Here is a 17390-nt window from a genome sequence, read left to right as displayed (position 1 = left end):
AACCCTATGGCATTATCTGTTAAGCTGAATGTATTTGAAGGCCCTCTGGATCTTCTGCTTCACCTGATCGACAAAAACAAGATCGATATCTATGATATTCCTATTGTGGAAATCACAGATCAGTATATGGAATATCTGCATTCCATGGAAAAAGAAGATCTGGGGATCATGAGTGAATTTCTTGTCATGGCAGCTACTCTTCTGGATATCAAATGTAAAATGCTTCTTCCGAAAGAAGTGAATGAGGAAGGAGAAGAGGAGGACCCCAGAGCAGAGCTTGTGCAGAAGCTGCTGGAATATAAGATGTACAAATATATGTCCTATGAATTACGGGACAGGCTTGGAGATGCGGCAGGGGTTTATTACCGAAAACAGGATCTTCCGGAAGAAGTGCTGCAGTATACTCCACCGTCTGATCCCCAGGAACTTCTCCGGGGTCTGACACTGGAGCGGATGAGTGCGATCTATCAGGCTTTGATCCGCAGACAGGAAAATAAGATCGACCCGATCCGAAGTAAATTCGGAAGGATCGAAAAAGAGGAAATATCACTTTCTGATAAATTGCTGGAAATGAAGGAATATGCAAAAGCTCACCGGAAATTCAGCTTTCGCAGGTTGATGGAAAACCAGCATTCCAAAATACAGCTGATCGTGACATTTCTGGCAATTCTGGAATTGATGAAAATGGGGCATGTTCATGCAGAACAGGAAGATCTTTTTGATGATATTCATGTGGAAGTTATCACGGATCCGGACACATGGAAGAATCTGACAGAGTTCGCAGATGAATAATATAGTAGGAATGAGGACAATAAGTGGAAATCAAACGAATTGAAGGAGAAATCGAAGCCATCCTGTTTGCAATGGGAGAAGCAGTGGAATTACCCCGTATTGCCAGAGCGATCCGTCAGGATCCGACAACAACGGAAAATATCATTCGAAATATGATGATCCGTTATCAGGAAGAAGAGCGGGGGATCCAGATCATAGAGCTCGAAAACTCCTTTCAGCTTTGTACAAAAAAAGAATACTATGATTCTCTTATCCGGATCGCAGCGCAGCCAAAGAAACCCACGCTGACAGACGTTATGCTTGAAACCCTTTCGATCATTGCCTACAAACAGCCCGTTACAAAAGCAGAGATTGAAAAGATTCGAGGGGTAAAATGTGATCATGCCATCAATAAACTGATGGATTATGATCTGGTGAGAGAACTTGGACGTCTGGATGCTCCGGGTCGCCCGATCCTCCTGGGAACCACCGAAGAATTTCTGCGCTGCTTTGGTGTCCAGGGGCTGGAAGACCTTCCGGAAATGGATCCGGTCCAGCTGGAGGATTTCAAGGCGGAAGCAGAGGAAGAGATCCAGCTGAAGCTGGACGTATAACAAATAACACGGACAGATGCCGGTTTACGGGACCTGCCGGACAGATCAGAAAACAGAAGAGGAGTGACGAAAATGCCCACAACATACGCACATGATCTTTTTGGAAAAAGGGTTTACCGGAAACTTTCCGCAAAATTACAGCATCTGATCCGAAGCAACGGAAATTTGTACCGGAACGGACAGCATGGTCCGGATATCCTGTTTTATTATTTTATATCCAAAAATCCGGTGACACAGTACGGAGTGCAGATGCATGGACGGAAAGCAAGAGAATTCTTTGAAAAGGGCATGGCGAAGGTCCGGGAGGAAAAAAATCCTGCACTGATGGCTTACCTGCTGGGTTTCGGATGTCATTATATCCTGGATTCTACCTGTCATCCTTACGTCAATCAGGTAGCTGCCGAGGGGAAAATCTCACATACGCTCTTTGAGAAGGAATTTGACCGTATGCTGATGTATGAAACCGGCAAAGATCCATTGCGTTTTTATCCGTCGCATGGGATCCGTGCCAGTTTTCTCAGTGCATGGACGATACACCAGGTACTGCCGGCGATCCGTACCTGGAACATTTATCTGTCATTGAAAATGATGAAGATATTCACCTGTATTTTGGTATGTGATGATGGAGGAAGGAAGAGACGCCTTTCGGAACATGCCCTTTCCCCCGTAGGAAAAAAAAGATCTGCGTTTATTACCGAATTTTTTATGAGCCCGGAGCCGGAGATCGACTGTAAGGAGGAGCTTCTTAAGCTGGACAGTCTGATGGAAGAGGCACTTGCCAAGGCGCCGGATATGCTGGAAGAGCTTGCTGCACTTGCAGTCAGGCCAGGACATCTTTCTGATAGATGGGATCTGACCTTTAACGGATGATCGATCCCGGCAGACAATAGATACAAGTGATATCTGAATGCTATCCCCGCATAAAATTAAATATAACAGTTACTGTAAACAGTTATATGAACAGTGTACGGGGTGATGCATTATGAGCAAACGGCGTATGGCCGCTGTCGTGCTGGTGACAGCGGTCCTTATTATTTGTCAGATCTTTCCGGTAAAGGCGGCAGATGACGAAAATCTATATGCACTTTCTGCAGTTCTTATGGATGGGGAGACTGGCCGTGTGCTGTACGGAAAAGAAGCATACAAAGGACGGCCGAATGCCAGCACCACAAAGGTAATGACCTGTATTCTTGCTCTGGAGCTGGCAAAGGGAGATGATTACGTACAAGTTTCCGGGAATGCGGCATCTCAGCCACAGACACGTCTTGGCATGCGGGAGGGACAGCAGTTTTATCTGGAGGATCTTCTCTATTCACTGATGCTGAAAAGCCATAATGATTCCGCAGTGGCCATCGCGGAACATATCGGCGGCTCCGTAGAAGGTTTTGCAGAGAAGATGAATGAAAAAGCAAAAGAGCTGGGATGTAAGGACACACATTTTGTTACACCCAATGGTCTGGATGGAGAAGATGAAGGCGGTATCCATCATACAACAGCCCGGGATCTTGCCTTGATCATGGCGTATGCAATAAAAAATGCAACATTTGTCCATATTACCCAGACTAGAGATTATACTTTCACGGATATCTCAGGAAAAAAGCATTATTCGGTACATAATACCAATGCTTTCCTGGATATGGAAACAGGAGTGATCTCAGGAAAAACAGGATTTACAGGAAATGCCGGATATTGTTATGTCTGCGCAGTCCGACAGGACGAGCGATTATTTATCGTGGCTCTTCTGGGATGCGGATGGCCCGGAAATAAAAATTATAAATGGAGCGATACTAAGAAGCTTCTTTCCTATGGCAGGGAAAATTATCAGTATGTGATGCTGCCGGAGCTTCCGCAGCTGCCTGAGATCCCGGTAACAGAAGCAGCACCGGGAAAAGAAGATCCATATCCGCAAAAGTCCGATCGTTCCGGATATCCTCCCAAACAGGTTATGCTGAAAATACACGCAGTACTTTCTGAAAAAGATCGTGAGAAAAGATATCTTCTGAAAAAAACAGAAACGATCACATGGGAAACGGAGCTTCCGGATAAGCTACCGGCACCAATACAGAAAAACCAGAAGATCGGTACACTCCATGCAAAGCTCAACGGAAAAGAACTCCTTTCCTGCCTTGCAACCGCCGATGACAAAATCGACAGAATTACCTATAAATGGTATGTGGATAAAGTATTTAAGGATTATTTCCATTAATTTAGCGACCCCTGGCATATGTCAGGGGTTAATTTTTTAACGTTCGTGACGAAAAGTATTGAATTTTCTGCAAAAAAAAGGTACAATTATACTCGGCTGAATTTTTGGTTATATTAATAAAAAAATGGAGGGCATAGTATAATGAGTAATGCGACACAAAGCGTAGCGGCTGCAAGGATCGATTCCCTGCTTGACGCCAACAGTTTTGTTGAGATCGGACAGGCTGTCACAGCCAGAGCTACAGATTTCAACATGACTGAAAAAAAAGCACCTTCAGACGGTGTGATCACCGGATATGGTGTGATTGACGGCAGTCTGGTGTATGTATACAGCCAGGATGCATCTGTACTGAACGGAACAGTTGGTGAGATGCATGCCAAAAAGATCGCCAAAATTTATGATCTCGCTCTGAAAGTTGGAGCACCTGTTATCGGTCTTGTAGACTGTGCGGGACTTCGTCTTCAGGAGGCTACCGATGCACTTGAGGCATTTGGTGAGATCTATCTGAAACAGACACTGGCATCCGGTGTTATTCCACAGATCACTGCTGTTTTCGGAACATGCGGCGGTGGAATGGCAGTTGTACCGGCTCTTACAGACTTTACATTTGTAGAGGAGAAGAAGGGCAGACTGTTTGTAAACACTCCAAATGCACTGGAAGGAAACAGAGTGGAAAAATGCGATTCAGCTTCCGCACAGTTCCAGAGTGAGGAGACAGGACTTGTTGACGGCATCGGAACAGAAGAGGAGATCCTTGGACAGATCCGTACACTGGTCAGCATGCTTCCGGAGAATAATGAAGACAATGACAGCTTCAAGGAATGCACAGATGACCTGAACAGAGTATGTGATGATATTGCAGGCTGCACAGGCGACACAGCTATTGCACTTTCAAGAATCGCTGATAATGGTGAGTTTTTTGAAACAAAGGCAGCTTACGGCCAGGATGTCGTAACAGGCTTCCTTCGTCTGAACGGAGCTACCGTTGGCGCTGTTGCAAACAGAAGCGAATCTTACGATGCTGATGGCAATAAGACAGAGATTTCCGACGGAACTCTTTCTGCAAGAGGTGCAAGAAAAGCAGCAGACTTCGTAAAATTCTGTGATGCTTTTGAGATTCCGGTACTTACTCTTACTAATGTAACAGGATTTAAAGCTACACTCTGCAATGAGAAGATGATGGCTAAATCTGTAGGTGAGATGGTACATGCTTTTGCATCTGCGACTGTACCGAAGGTAAATGTTGTAATTGGTAAAGCATACGGAACTGCATACGTTGCCATGAACAGCAAATCTGTCGGAGCAGATATGGTTTATGCATGGGATACAGCTGAGATCGGTATGATGGATGCTTCCCTTGCAGCAAAGATCATGTATGAGGGAGCTGACGCTTCTACACTGAATGAGAAGGCAGCTGAGTACAAAGAACTCCAGAACGGTATCGCATCTGCAGCAGCAAGAGGATATGTGGATACTGTGATCAAAGCAGAAGATACAAGAAAATATGTAATCGGTGCTTTTGAGATGCTGTTCACAAAAAGGGAAGACCGTCCATCCAAAAAGCATGGAACAGTCTAAGTGAGGTGAGCGTATGAGACAGTTTTATAAAAAGATCTCTTCTGTCTGCATGGCACTTCTTTGCGTAGCTGCACTTCTGATCGGATGCACAGCTACTGCATGGGCTGCTGATGAGATTGATGATTCTGTAAAGAGTCAGCTTGTCACAACAACCAAGGGCCTGACGGATGCGATCATCGCAATGTCCGAGGATGATATCCAGGGATATCTGGAATCAGAGGATGCTTTCACACAGAGTGCTGCAAGTGCATGGGATGGCTCCAGAGAAGAGCTTGGTGAGAAAAAAGGTGATATCAATGAGAAAGATATCACAGTAGAGTATTCCGATGATCAGTATACCGTTGTTGTTCCGGTATCCTTCGAGAAAAACAAAGCGAATTTCACTTATGTATTTGATAAATCAGGAACCCCGACTTCTCTTACAGTTGATGTGAATTATACACTGGCACAGAACATGGAGAAGGCAGCGATGAATACAGTGATGGGTCTCGGAACTGTATTTGTGATCCTGATATTCCTGATCTTCGTGATCTCTCTTTTCAAATATATTCCCGTACTTGTGGAAGGAAAGAAAAAAGAGAGCACACCGGCTCCGGCAGCCGCAGCACCGGCTCCGGTTGCAGCACCAGTTGCTGAGCCTGCTGTTGAGGATGCGACAGATGATGGTGAGCTTATTGCCGTGATCGCCGCAGCGATCGCTGCTTCTGAAGGCAAAACAAGCACAGACGGATTCGTAGTACGTTCCATCCGCAAAGTCAACCGCAGAAAAAGATAATCATTATTTAGGAGGATTTTAAAATGAAGAGTTATACAATTACTGTTAACGGAACAGCATATGAAGTTACTGTAGAAGAGAACGGAAACGCAGCAGCTCCAGTTGCAGCAGCACCAAAAGCAGCAGCTCCTGCTCCTAAGGCAGCTCCGGCAGCAGCTCCTAAGGCAGCAGCTCCGGCAGCAGGCGCAGGTTCTGTTAAAGTTTCCGCAGCCGTTCCTGGAAAAGTTGTAAAAATCGTTGCATCTGTTGGACAGAGCGTAAAAGCCGGTGACAGCGTAGTGATCGTTGAGTCCATGAAGATGGAGATCCCGGTTGTTGCTCCTCAGGACGGAACGATCGCCAGCATCGATGTTGCAGAGGGTGCTGCCGTTGAAAATGGAGATACTCTTGCAACAATGAACTAAACAGGAGGTAGACAAATGTCTTATGTAACAAATACCCTGTCAAACCTGATCCATCAGACAGCATTTTTCAACCTTACCTGGGGAAACTACCTGATGATCGCAGTGGCATGTGTGTTCTTATATCTTGCCATTAAACATGGTTTTGAGCCGCTGCTGTTGGTTCCGATCGCTTTTGGTATGCTTCTGGTAAATATTTATCCGGACATTATGCTGAGCATTGAGGATTCATCCAATGGCGTTGGCGGACTTCTTCATTATTTTTACTTAATGGATGAGTGGAGTATTCTTCCTTCACTGATCTTCCTGGGTGTCGGTGCGATGACAGACTTCGGTCCGCTGATCGCAAACCCGATCAGCTTCCTGATGGGAGCAGCTGCACAGCTTGGTATTTACCTTGCATACTTCCTTGCAATTTTCCTTGGATTTAATGGTAAAGCAGCAGCAGCGATCTCTATCATTGGTGGTGCTGACGGCCCGACTTCCATTTTCCTTGCAGGTAAGCTTGGACAGTCTTCTCTTATGGGACCGATCGCAGTGGCAGCATATTCCTATATGTCCCTGGTACCGATCATCCAGCCTCCGATCATGAAGGCATTCACAACAGAGAAAGAGCGTAAGATCAAAATGGCGCAGCTCCGTCCTGTTACAAAACTTGAGAAGATCCTTTTCCCGATCGTTATCACAATCGTTGTTTGCCTGATCCTTCCGACAACAGCTCCCCTTGTTGGTATGCTGATGCTCGGAAACCTGTTCCGTGAGTCCGGAGTTGTTAAACAGCTTTCTGAAACAGCTTCCAACGCTCTTATGTACATCGTAGTAATCCTTCTCGGAACATCTGTAGGTGCTTCCACAAGTGCTGAGGCGTTCCTGAACGTAGATACACTGAAGATCGTAGTTCTTGGTCTTGTTGCCTTTGCCTGCGGTACTTTTGGTGGTGTTATGCTTGGTAAGCTTCTCTGCAAGGTTACTCACGGAAAGATCAATCCTCTGATCGGATCAGCCGGTGTTTCTGCCGTTCCTATGGCAGCCCGTGTATCCCAGAAGGTTGGTGCTGAGGCAGATCCTACAAACTTCCTGCTGATGCATGCGATGGGACCGAACGTTGCTGGTGTTATCGGTACAGCGGTTGCTGCCGGTACATTCATGGCGATCTTTGGTGTCTAACCCATTGTCTTATAAAAATTTGTAAGGAGAATAATTATGGCAGAAATAGAGAAAAAACCTGTGAAAGTTGTGGAAACGATCCTGCGTGACGCTCATCAGTCCCTGATCGCTACACGTATGAGCACAGAGCAGATGCTTCCGATCATTGAGAAGCTTGACAAAGTCGGCTACTATGCAGTAGAGTGCTGGGGCGGTGCTACTTTCGATGCTTCCTTACGTTTCCTGAAAGAGGATCCGTGGGAAAGACTTCGTAAACTTCGTGACGGTTTCAAAAACACAAAGCTTCAGATGCTGTTCCGTGGACAGAACATCCTTGGATATCGTCCATATGCAGATGATGTAGTAGAGTATTTTGTACAGAAATCCGCAGCTAACGGTATCGATATCATCCGTATCTTTGACTGTATGAATGACCTTCGTAACCTTCAGACAGCTGTAAAAGCAGCAAACAAGGAGAAAGCACATGCACAGGTTGCAATGGCTTACACACTTGGTGATGCTTACACACTTGATTACTGGACAGATCTTGCAAAACGTATCGAGGATATGGGGGCAGATTCCATCTGTATCAAAGATATGGCAGGGCTTCTTGTTCCGTACAAAGCTACAGAGCTTGTTCAGGCTCTCAAAGAGACTGTTAAGATCCCGATCGATCTTCATTCTCACTATACATCCGGTGTTGCTTCCATGACATATATGAAGGCAGTAGAGGCAGGTGTTGATATCATCGACACAGCAATGTCTCCGTTTGCTCTTGGAACATCCCAGCCGGCAACAGAGGTTATGGTTGAGACCTTCAAGGGAACACCATATGATACAGGATTTGATCAGCAGCTTCTCGCTGAGATCGCTGACTACTTCCGCCCGATGCGTGATGAGGCTCTTGATACAGGTCTTCTCAATCCGAAGAACCTTGGTGTAAACATCAAGACTCTTCTGTATCAGGTACCAGGCGGAATGCTTTCCAACCTGACATCACAGCTGAAAGAGCAGCATGCCGAGGATAAATTCTACGAAGTACTTGAGGAAGTTCCGCGTGTACGTAAAGACCTTGGTGAGCCACCGCTTGTTACACCGTCCTCTCAGATCGTTGGTACACAGGCTGTATTTAACGTGATCATGGGCGAGCGTTACAAGGTTGTCACAAAAGAGACAAAAGACGTGTTAAGCGGTAAGTATGGCGCAACAGCCAGACCGTTCAATCCGGAAGTACAGAAAAAATGTATCGGAGATATTGAACCGATCACATGCCGTCCGGCAGATCTTCTGGAGGATGAGCTTGATAAGCTTGAGAGCGAGATGGCACAGTACAAGGAGCAGGATGAGGATGTTCTCACATATGCACTGTTCCCGCAGGTTGCCATGGACTTCTTTAAATATCGCCAGGCTCAGAAGACAAAAGTTGATGAGACTGTAGCAGATACCAAGAACGGCGCATACCCGGTATAAAGCACACATAGAAATGCAGATGCATTTCAAAACAGGAAAAGGAGCTTGCTGTATGCAGGCTCCTTTGTGCATAAAAAAGATAAAAAAGGCAGGATAACAGGTAATGTCCAAAGTTGCGATCATAGGCGGCGGTGCCGCCGGAATGCTCTGCGGTGTATATGCTGCGCGCAGAGGACACCAGGTTCACATACTGGAAAAAAATGAGAAACTCGGAAAAAAGCTTTTCATCACCGGAAAGGGACGGTGCAACGTCACCAATGATTCAGATACCGAAGAACTTTTTCCGGCAGTGATGTCAAACCGCAAATTTCTTTACAGTGCTTTCTACACCTATGGAAGCAGAGATGTGATGGAATTTTTTGAGAAGGCAGGAGTGCCGCTGAAAACAGAGCGTGGAAACCGGGTTTTTCCGGTATCGGATCATTCATCAGATATTATCCGTGCGCTTGAGCGGGAACTGAAAAAAGCCGGAGCGCAGATCCATCTTCATACAGAGGTAAAGGAAGTTTGTACACAGGATGAAAAAGTTACCGGTGTATTACTTTCGGACGGTACCTTTTTTGAAGCGGATACTGTGGTAGTTGCCACAGGAGGGCTTTCCTACCCGTCCACAGGTTCCACAGGAGATGGATATCGTTTTGCTGCTGAGACGGGACATAAAGTTGTTTCCCAGTCACCATCACTGGTACCACTGGTGGCAAAAGAAGATTATGTTTCCAAACTTCAGGGCCTTTCCCTTCGGAATGTGGAGCTTACAGTAAAATCCGGCAAAAAAGTTCTCTATAAAGATTTCGGCGAGATGATGTTTACTCATTTCGGAGTGACAGGACCGCTGATCCTTTCCGCCAGTGCCCAGATTGGCAAAAAGCTGGAAAAGGAGCCTTTGGAGGCTTTCCTGGATCTGAAGCCGGCGCTTGATGCAGAACAGCTTGATGCCCGGATCCTGCGTGAATTTGATGCAAATCATAACAAGCAGTTTAAAAATGTGATCGGTGTTCTTTTTCCGTCTTCTCTGACTCCGATCATGATCGAAATTGGCGGTATCCCCGGGGAAAAACCGGTACATGAGATCTCCAGGGAAGAGCGTCAGGCTTTTGGCCGTCTGATCAAGGCTTTTCCGTTTACGATCACGGGAATGGGAGAGTTTAAGGAAGCGATCATCACAAGAGGCGGTGTGTCAGTAAAAGAGATACAGCCATCCACAATGGAATCCAAAAAAATAAAAAATCTGTATTTTACAGGTGAAGTACTGGATCTGGATGCAGTGACCGGTGGCTATAATCTTCAGATCGCATGGTCTACAGCGTATGCGGCAGCTCAGGCGATCGAATAACAGAAAAGAGGAAGGGAGCATTTGATTATGGGTATTAATATTGCAATTGACGGACCGGCAGGTGCAGGAAAAAGCACAATTGCAAAAAAAGTGGCAAAGGAGCTGTCCTTTATTTATGTAGATACAGGGGCAATGTATCGTGCCATGGCACTTTATCTTCTGGAAAAAGGGATCAGCGGTGACGAAAAAATCTCTGAAGCCTGTCACGATGCGGATATCTCTATCCGTTATGAGAATGGTGAGCAGCAGGTGATCCTTAACGGAAAGAATGTAACTGCGTTCCTCCGTAAGGAAGAGGTAGGAAATATGGCATCTGTAAGCTCTGCAAATCCGGAGGTGCGTGCACATCTTCTGAAGCTGCAACGCAATCTTGCAGCCGAGAATAATGTAGTTATGGACGGAAGAGATATCGGAACCACCATTCTTCCCAATGCGGAAGTGAAGATCTTTCTGACTGCAAGTGCAAAGACCCGTGCCAGCAGACGATACCTGGAGCTTACAGAGAAGGGTGAAGCTTGCGATATGGATGAGATTCTGAAAGATATCGTTGACAGAGATGAGAGAGATATGAACCGCGCGGTTTCTCCGCTTAAAAAAGCAGAGGATGCTGTTCTTGTTGATTCATCTGAGATGGGAATTGACGAAGTGGTTGAGAGTATCCTTTCCGTATACAGAAAAAGGGTGAACGGATGAATGTAAAAGTTGCAGAAACTGCCGGCTTCTGTTTCGGCGTACAAAGAGCAGTTGACCGTGTTTATGAGCTGATCGGTTCCGATGCAGCACCGATTTATACACTAGGCCCGATCATCCATAATGAGGAGGTTGTCTCAGATCTCGAAAAAAAAGGTGTGGCTGTGATCTGTGAGAAGGATCTTTGCAGCCTGAAGGGCGGCACTGTTGTGATCCGTTCCCATGGAGTAGGCCGCAAGGTTTATAACACGATCAAAAAATATGGTCTCGGATATGTAGATGTTACCTGTCCTTTTGTGCTGAAGATCCACAAGATCGTTGAGAAAGAAAGCTCCAGAGGTGCCCATATTGTGATCATCGGTGATCCGGGCCATCCGGAAGTACAGGGGATCTGCGGATGGTGTCAGGGACCATATACAGTGATCAGAAATGCTGAGGATGCTGAAAAATTCAATATTTCTCCGGAAAAAGAAGTATGTGTAGTGTCCCAGACGACATTTAATTACAACAAATTTCAAGAATTAGTTGAAATTCTCCGCAAAAAGAGTTATGATAATAATGTTTTAAATATTTTAAATATTTTAAACACTATTTGTAATGCTACCGAAGAACGGCAGAAAGAAGCTAAAGCGATAGCCGGAGAGGTAGACACTATGCTGGTCGTAGGTGGCCGACATAGCTCCAATACTCAAAAGCTGTTTGAAATATGTAAAAAGGAATGTGGAAATACTTACTATATACAAACACCTGTAGACTTGGATTCTGAAATGTTCCAATGCAGTAGTTGTGTAGGTATTACAGCAGGGGCTTCCACCCCAAAGAAAATTATTGAGGAGGTTCAAGAACATGTCAGAGTTAAGTTTTGAACAGATGCTGGAAGATTCCGTAAAAACAATCAGAAATGGAGAGATCGTACAGGGTACCGTCATCGATGTTAAAGATGATGAGATCATCCTGAATATCGGCTATAAAGCAGACGGTATCATCACAAAGAACGAGTACACAAACGATTCAAGCGTTGTGCTTACAGACGTTGTTAAACCTGGCGATACCATGGAAGCAAAGGTTCTCAAAGTAAACGACGGAGAAGGACAGGTTACACTTACCTACAAACGTCTTGCAGCAGAGAAAGGCAACAAACGTCTTGAGGAGGCATTCGAGAACCAGGAGGTTCTGAAGGCTCCTGTAACACAGGTACTTGACGGTGGTCTTTGTGTCAATGTTGAGGAAGCAAGAGTATTCATTCCTGCAAGCCTTGTATCTGACACATATGAGAAAGATCTTTCCAAATATGCAGATCAGGAGATCGAGTTCGTTATCACAGAGTTCAACCCAAGAAGACGCCGTATCATCGGTAACCGCAAACAGCTTCTTCTTGCTGAGAAAGCTGAGAAACAGAAAGAGCTTCTTGCTAAGATCAACGTAGGCGATAAAGTTGAGGGTGTTGTTAAGAATGTTACAGATTTCGGTGCATTCATCGACCTCGGCGGAGCAGACGGACTTCTTCACATCTCTGAGATGTCCTGGGGCAGAGTAGAGAACCCGAAGAAGGTATTCAACGTAGGTGATAAAGTTACAGTTCTTATCAAAGATATCAACGGAGACAAGATCGCACTTTCCCTTAAATTCCCGGAGGAGAACCCATGGCTTACAGCTGCTGAGGACTTCGCAGTAGGAAACGTAGTAAAGGGCAAAGTTGCACGCATGACAGATTTCGGTGCATTTGTTGAGCTTGCACCTGGAGTAGATGCTCTTCTTCATGTATCTCAGATCTCCAGAGAGCACGTTGCGAAACCATCTGATGTACTTTCCATCGGTCAGGAGATCGAGGCTAAGGTTGTTGATTTCAATGGCGAAGACAGAAAGATCAGCCTCAGCATGAAAGCACTCGAGGATAATTCTGCAGAGCAGACAGAGGAGTAATTTCTCAGAAGCTGTACAGCAGATGAATATTTTGAATTTCAGAGGCCGTCACATTTATTGTGACGGCCTTTTTTTGATTGGAATTGCGTAACAGAGATATTATTTAAGAACAGAAAGATAATATGGCAGGCAGTGTTTCAGATAGATTTTCTGTTTTAAAGGATCATGCAGAAAAGCTTCTGTTACAGGAAACCAGGTATAACAGTTGTCCCTTTTGGCAGGCCTTCGGAGCTTTTTATCCATGCAGGCACTTAAGGCTTTTGGTATGGCAGTGTCTTCGGAAGGGATGTAATCGTAATCCTTATAATTGGAGTAGTATTGCTTTAAACGTCCATTTTGAGACTTTACAAGAAGACGGACACAGTTATTCTGTCCAATTATGTAGAATTCTTCACTATGATTTGAAAATTTAACAGGCAGATCGTAATTAGTTTTAATGGTAAAGGCCAATTGATCGTCTTGGATTTCACAATTTAGTGATTCGTAATCTTCATTGAAAAGAGCAAGATAGGATAGCATGGAGAAAATTTTTCCAAGTCCCAGAAGATCTTCCCGGTTATGTCCCATAACGATCTCTGCCGCTTCCGGTTTCTTTCCGGAAGCGAATTGTTTGTAAAGACGGATGCAGGCACCTCCATCACAGTAGTTCCGTTCAGTGATACCGAGAAATGATTCCATAGAAGGCTGATTCATCCGTGAAAGCTTCAAAAGTCCCTTGAGCGGCTTTAGTTCCCGGTAAAGGTCCAGAGAAGGCAGCTTTGCAAAAGGGGAAGAGAGTCCGTGGATCTGATATCGTGCATCCAGATAAGGCTGGTCAAAGCTGTCACCGTTATATTGGATCGTACATGAAAAATCCTGAAGGAATTCAGAAAATGTTTTCAGAAGTTCAGGTTCTTCCTCTTCGTTTTCAATCATCCACTGGTACATCTGCCAGTTGTTTTCTTCGTAGGCTACAGCACCGATCAGATACAGAAAAGTGGAATTTCGTGATAGTCCTGTAGTTTCAATATCATAGAAAAGCGGTACAAAACGCTCTGAAAATCCATGATTTTTAGTCAATTTTTTAACAGTCTCAAAGTCTGGAAACCCTTGTAAAATCGGCATTTTTTTAACGATCATGTTAATTTTCTCCTTTATGGATTGTATCTGATTATACACAAAAAAATTGCTTTTCAATAGTGCAATTTAAAGTGAAATGAGTTATAGTTATTAGTAGAGTTGATGATAAAAAACAGGAAATGGTACTGGATTTATGTGGGGATTGACAGTGAAAAAATGACTATTATCGCTTCATAAATTACAGCTTTTTTATGAGCTGGTGAATATCTTCTACCGAAGTATATCACAGGATCGTGTCTGGATTCAATCTTTCATACATATCCTGCTCAAAGCAGAAGCTATTTTGTTACTGTTCGCTGGTAATGTTTCGCGAAATGATTTATGGGAGCGAAATAGATCTTGTTTGTCTTGGATGAAATAAGAAAAGGAAAATCAGAAACATAGAATCAACTTTAAAAAAGAGTATATGCGCAACGCAGAAATACCATGTACATGTACTTGCAAAAATAAAGGAGGAGATGAGATCTATGGCATTTTTAACCTTCAGGGGTGGTATCCATCCTTATGACGGCAAAGATTTGTCAAAAAACTGTCCTGTCGAGAAGTATCTGCCGAAGGGAGATCTGGCAATTCTTGTTTCTCAGCACATCGGAGCTCCGGCCAAGCCGATCGTAAAAAAAGGTGATCATGTGCTTGCAGGACAGAAAATCGCAGAAGCAGGAGGATTTGTTTCCGCACCGATACACTCGTCTGTATCAGGAACCGTAAAGGGAATCGAGAAACGTCTGACCGCAGTAGGCGCCATGGGTGATGCGATCATCATTGAGAATGACGGTCTGTACGAATCTGTGGAATATGCACCTGCAAAGCTTTCGGATCTTTCCAAGGAGGATATCCTGAAAAGGATTCAGGAAGGCGGAGTTGTTGGTCAGGGTGGTGCAGGTTTCCCGACACATGTAAAGCTTTCACCAAAGGAACCCGACAAGATCGATCATATCCTGGTCAACGGTGCGGAATGTGAGCCTTATATCACCAGTGACTACCGAAGGATGATGGAAGAACCGGAAAGTATTGTTGGTGGTCTGGAAGTAATCCTGAAAGCTTTCCCGAAGGCAGTGGGATGTATCTGTATCGAGGACAACAAACCGGATTGTATTGCCAGGATGAAAGAAGCCATCAAAGGCAAAGAGCGTATGGAAGTAAAAGAGCTTAAGACCAAATACCCTCAGGGTGGTGAGCGTACACTGATCTATGCGGTAACAGGCAGAGAGATCAATTCCACTATGCTTCCGGCAGACGTAGGATGCGTGGTTGATAACGTAGAGACCGTCACTTCTGTTTATAAGGCAGTGATCCTTGGACAGCCGGTCATCAGCCGTAATGTAACGGTTACCGGAGACGGAATCCGCACACCGAAGAACTTTTCCGTTCTTACAGGCACAGATCTGTCTGAACTGGTAGATGCTGCAGGCGGACTGAAGGAAAAGATCGCAAAAGCAATCTCCGGCGGACCGATGATGGGATTTGCGCTGTATGATCTTCATATTCCATGTACGAAGACAACTTCTTCCCTGCTTTTCCTGGAGCGTGACGCAGTTTCCGAGGCGAAGCAGATCCAGACTGCATGTATCAATTGCGGACGTTGTGTAAGCGTCTGTCCGGGCCATGTGGTTCCGGCCCGCCTTGCAACTCTTGCAGAACACGGTGATATGGCAGGCTTCGAAAAAATGGATGGTATGGAATGCTGCGAGTGCGGCTGCTGCAGTTACATCTGTCCGGCCAAACGACCTCTGACTCAGAGTATTAAATCTATGAGAAAAATGGTTCTTGCAGAGCGCAAGAAAAAGAAATAGGGGGAGGAATAACAATGGAACAAATGTATAACGTATCATCTAATCCCCATATCAGGGATAAAATGACCACCAGCCGTATTATGCAGCTGGTAGTGATCGCACTTCTGCCGACAACACTTTTCGGTATCTGGAACTTTGGAGTGCATGCACTCCTTGTAGTGCTGGCGACGGTTGCATCCAGTGTGTTTTTTGAATGGCTGTATGACCGACTGATGCATAAAAAGAATACAACTACTGATTTCAGTGCAGTTGTAACAGGACTTCTGCTTGCACTGAACATGCCGCCCCAGATCCCGATCTGGATGCCGATCCTTGGCAGTGCTTTTGCGATCATTGTTGTAAAACAGCTGTTCGGTGGACTTGGACAGAACTTTATGAACCCGGCTCTTGCAGGAAGATGTTTCCTTATGATCTCTTTTGCCGGAAAAATGACCAACTTTGCAGTTTCCAAAAGCTCCCATGCTGTTGTAGATGCGGTTACACAGGCAACACCTCTGGCAGCGCTTAAAAGCCAGGGATTCATTGAGGGGACTTCTATTCCTGTAAAGAATCTGTTCCTTGGTAATATCCAGGGTACCATCGGTGAGACTTCTGCCCTGGCGATCCTCATCGGTGCAGTGATCCTTCTCGCATTTAAGATCATCGATCTGAAGGTACCTCTTACATATATTGGAAGTTTTGCAGTATTTGTCATTTTCTATATGTTGGGAACAGGCAAAGGCTTTGATGTAAACTATCTTTTCAGTCATATCTTTGGAGGCGGTCTGATGCTTGGTGCCTGGTTTATGGCAACCGATTATGTGACGACTCCGATCACTCCGAAAGGTCAGCTGGTATATGGCTGCTGCCTCGGTATCGTGACAGCGGTATTCCGTCTCTTTGGTGGTTCCGCAGAGGGCGTTTCCTATGCGATCATTTTCTGCAATCTTCTGGTTCCGCTTATTGAAAAAGTAACAAAACCGGTTGCTTTTGGAAAAGGAGGCAAGAAATAATGGGTAAGATTATCAGAAATACATTGATCCTTACGATCATTACAGTAGTTGCCGGCCTTGGCCTTGGACTGGTTTACGAAGTTACCAAAGAACCCATTGCAAGAACCGAGGAACAGGCAAAAAAAGAAGCATGGCAGACTGTATTCAGTGATGTAAGCCTGGAAGATTTTAAAGCTGTAGATGTAGACAAGGAAGCAGCAGATAAAACAGCTGCAGATCTTGGAATCAAAGCAACCGTAGATGAAGTCTGTGAAGCAGCAGATGAAGGCTATGTGGTAACTGTAACCGATAAAGAGGGTTACGGCGGTGATATCCAGATCACAGTTGGTGTAACAAAAGACGGTACCGTCAGCGGCGTTTCCATTCTTTCCATCAGTGAGACTGCCGGACTTGGAATGCGTGCTACAGAATCGAAGTTCCAGGAACAGTATGTTGGAAAGAATACCGATAAATTCTATGTATCCAAGGACGGCGGCGAAGGTGAGCCTATTGATGCTATCAGTGGTGCGACCATCACATCCAGAGCTTTTACCGGTGCAGTCAATACAGCTATCGGCTATTGCAAAAACGCATTTTAGG

At 45.0% G+C, this 17390-nt stretch carries 17 protein-coding genes; 16 read left to right on the top strand and 1 reads right to left on the bottom strand.

What is annotated here, in order from left to right; translation table 11 throughout:
* The first annotated feature begins 6 nt into the window (after window positions 1-6).
* From CCC70_RS14630 to rpsA, 13 genes are all read left to right on the top strand, one after another.
* On the top strand, window positions 7-792 hold the full coding sequence (locus CCC70_RS14630) for a segregation and condensation protein A (RefSeq protein WP_015524863.1): 786 nt from the start codon (window positions 7-9) through the stop codon (window positions 790-792).
* Window positions 793-815: 23 nt separating this feature from the next.
* Window positions 816-1385: an SMC-Scp complex subunit ScpB gene (gene scpB / locus CCC70_RS14625; RefSeq protein WP_022426764.1), complete on the top strand. Its 570-nt coding sequence runs from the start codon at window positions 816-818 to the stop codon at window positions 1383-1385.
* Between the two features lie 72 nt (window positions 1386-1457).
* On the top strand, window positions 1458-2255 hold the full coding sequence (locus tag CCC70_RS14620; protein WP_287085155.1) for a zinc dependent phospholipase C family protein: 798 nt from the start codon (window positions 1458-1460) through the stop codon (window positions 2253-2255).
* A gap of 112 nt (window positions 2256-2367) precedes the next feature.
* Complete coding sequence (locus CCC70_RS14615; RefSeq protein WP_287085154.1) at window positions 2368-3591, top strand: D-alanyl-D-alanine carboxypeptidase family protein; 1224 nt, start codon at window positions 2368-2370, stop codon at window positions 3589-3591.
* Between the two features lie 141 nt (window positions 3592-3732).
* On the top strand, window positions 3733-5169 hold the full coding sequence (locus CCC70_RS14610; RefSeq protein ID WP_022426761.1) for an acyl-CoA carboxylase subunit beta: 1437 nt from the start codon (window positions 3733-3735) through the stop codon (window positions 5167-5169).
* A gap of 13 nt (window positions 5170-5182) precedes the next feature.
* Window positions 5183-5944 (top strand): OadG family transporter subunit, encoded by a 762-nt coding sequence (locus CCC70_RS14605; RefSeq protein ID WP_270652623.1) that lies wholly within the window; start codon window positions 5183-5185, stop codon window positions 5942-5944.
* A 23-nt stretch (window positions 5945-5967) separates the two neighbouring features.
* Entirely contained in the window at window positions 5968-6348 is a 381-nt protein-coding gene (locus tag CCC70_RS14600; protein WP_015524870.1) for a biotin/lipoyl-containing protein, read from the top strand.
* Window positions 6349-6363: 15 nt separating this feature from the next.
* On the top strand, window positions 6364-7512 hold the full coding sequence (locus CCC70_RS14595) for a sodium ion-translocating decarboxylase subunit beta (protein ID WP_015524871.1): 1149 nt from the start codon (window positions 6364-6366) through the stop codon (window positions 7510-7512).
* A 36-nt stretch (window positions 7513-7548) separates the two neighbouring features.
* Window positions 7549-8961 (top strand): oxaloacetate decarboxylase subunit alpha, encoded by a 1413-nt coding sequence (locus CCC70_RS14590; protein WP_015524872.1) that lies wholly within the window; start codon window positions 7549-7551, stop codon window positions 8959-8961.
* Between the two features lie 103 nt (window positions 8962-9064).
* Complete coding sequence (locus CCC70_RS14585) at window positions 9065-10294, top strand: NAD(P)/FAD-dependent oxidoreductase (protein ID WP_287085153.1); 1230 nt, start codon at window positions 9065-9067, stop codon at window positions 10292-10294.
* Between the two features lie 27 nt (window positions 10295-10321).
* Entirely contained in the window at window positions 10322-10987 is a 666-nt protein-coding gene (cmk, locus tag CCC70_RS14580; RefSeq protein WP_015524874.1) for a (d)CMP kinase, read from the top strand.
* Window positions 10984-11850, top strand: a complete 867-nt coding sequence (gene ispH, locus CCC70_RS14575) for a 4-hydroxy-3-methylbut-2-enyl diphosphate reductase (RefSeq protein ID WP_287085152.1) — start codon at window positions 10984-10986, stop codon at window positions 11848-11850. The genes cmk and ispH overlap by 4 nt, the downstream gene beginning before the upstream one ends.
* Window positions 11831-12907 (top strand): 30S ribosomal protein S1, encoded by a 1077-nt coding sequence (gene rpsA / locus CCC70_RS14570; protein WP_015524876.1) that lies wholly within the window; start codon window positions 11831-11833, stop codon window positions 12905-12907. The genes ispH and rpsA overlap by 20 nt, the downstream gene beginning before the upstream one ends.
* Before the next feature lie 99 nt (window positions 12908-13006).
* Here rpsA and CCC70_RS14565 read toward each other — a convergent pair whose 3' ends face one another.
* Entirely contained in the window at window positions 13007-14026 is a 1020-nt protein-coding gene (locus CCC70_RS14565; protein ID WP_287085151.1) for a ribonuclease H-like domain-containing protein, read from the bottom strand.
* A 467-nt stretch (window positions 14027-14493) separates the two neighbouring features.
* Between CCC70_RS14565 and rsxC the strand changes: the two genes are divergently transcribed.
* The 3 genes from rsxC to CCC70_RS14550 are packed head-to-tail and all read left to right on the top strand — an operon-like array spanning window position 14494 to window position 17389.
* Window positions 14494-15819: an electron transport complex subunit RsxC gene (gene rsxC / locus CCC70_RS14560; RefSeq protein ID WP_021650509.1), complete on the top strand. Its 1326-nt coding sequence runs from the start codon at window positions 14494-14496 to the stop codon at window positions 15817-15819.
* A 14-nt stretch (window positions 15820-15833) separates the two neighbouring features.
* Entirely contained in the window at window positions 15834-16811 is a 978-nt protein-coding gene (locus tag CCC70_RS14555; protein WP_021650508.1) for an RnfABCDGE type electron transport complex subunit D, read from the top strand.
* On the top strand, window positions 16811-17389 hold the full coding sequence (locus CCC70_RS14550; RefSeq protein WP_287085150.1) for an RnfABCDGE type electron transport complex subunit G: 579 nt from the start codon (window positions 16811-16813) through the stop codon (window positions 17387-17389). The genes CCC70_RS14555 and CCC70_RS14550 overlap by 1 nt, the downstream gene beginning before the upstream one ends.
* The last annotated feature ends 1 nt before the right edge of the window (window position 17390 follow it).

The sequence above is a fragment of the Blautia sp. LMAG:89 genome (assembly GCF_008679485.1).
Taxonomy (GTDB): domain Bacteria; phylum Bacillota; class Clostridia; order Lachnospirales; family Lachnospiraceae; genus Blautia_A; species Blautia_A fusiformis.
Note: the sequence above shows the minus strand (reverse complement) of the source record. Positions and strands in the feature narration are given on the sequence as shown.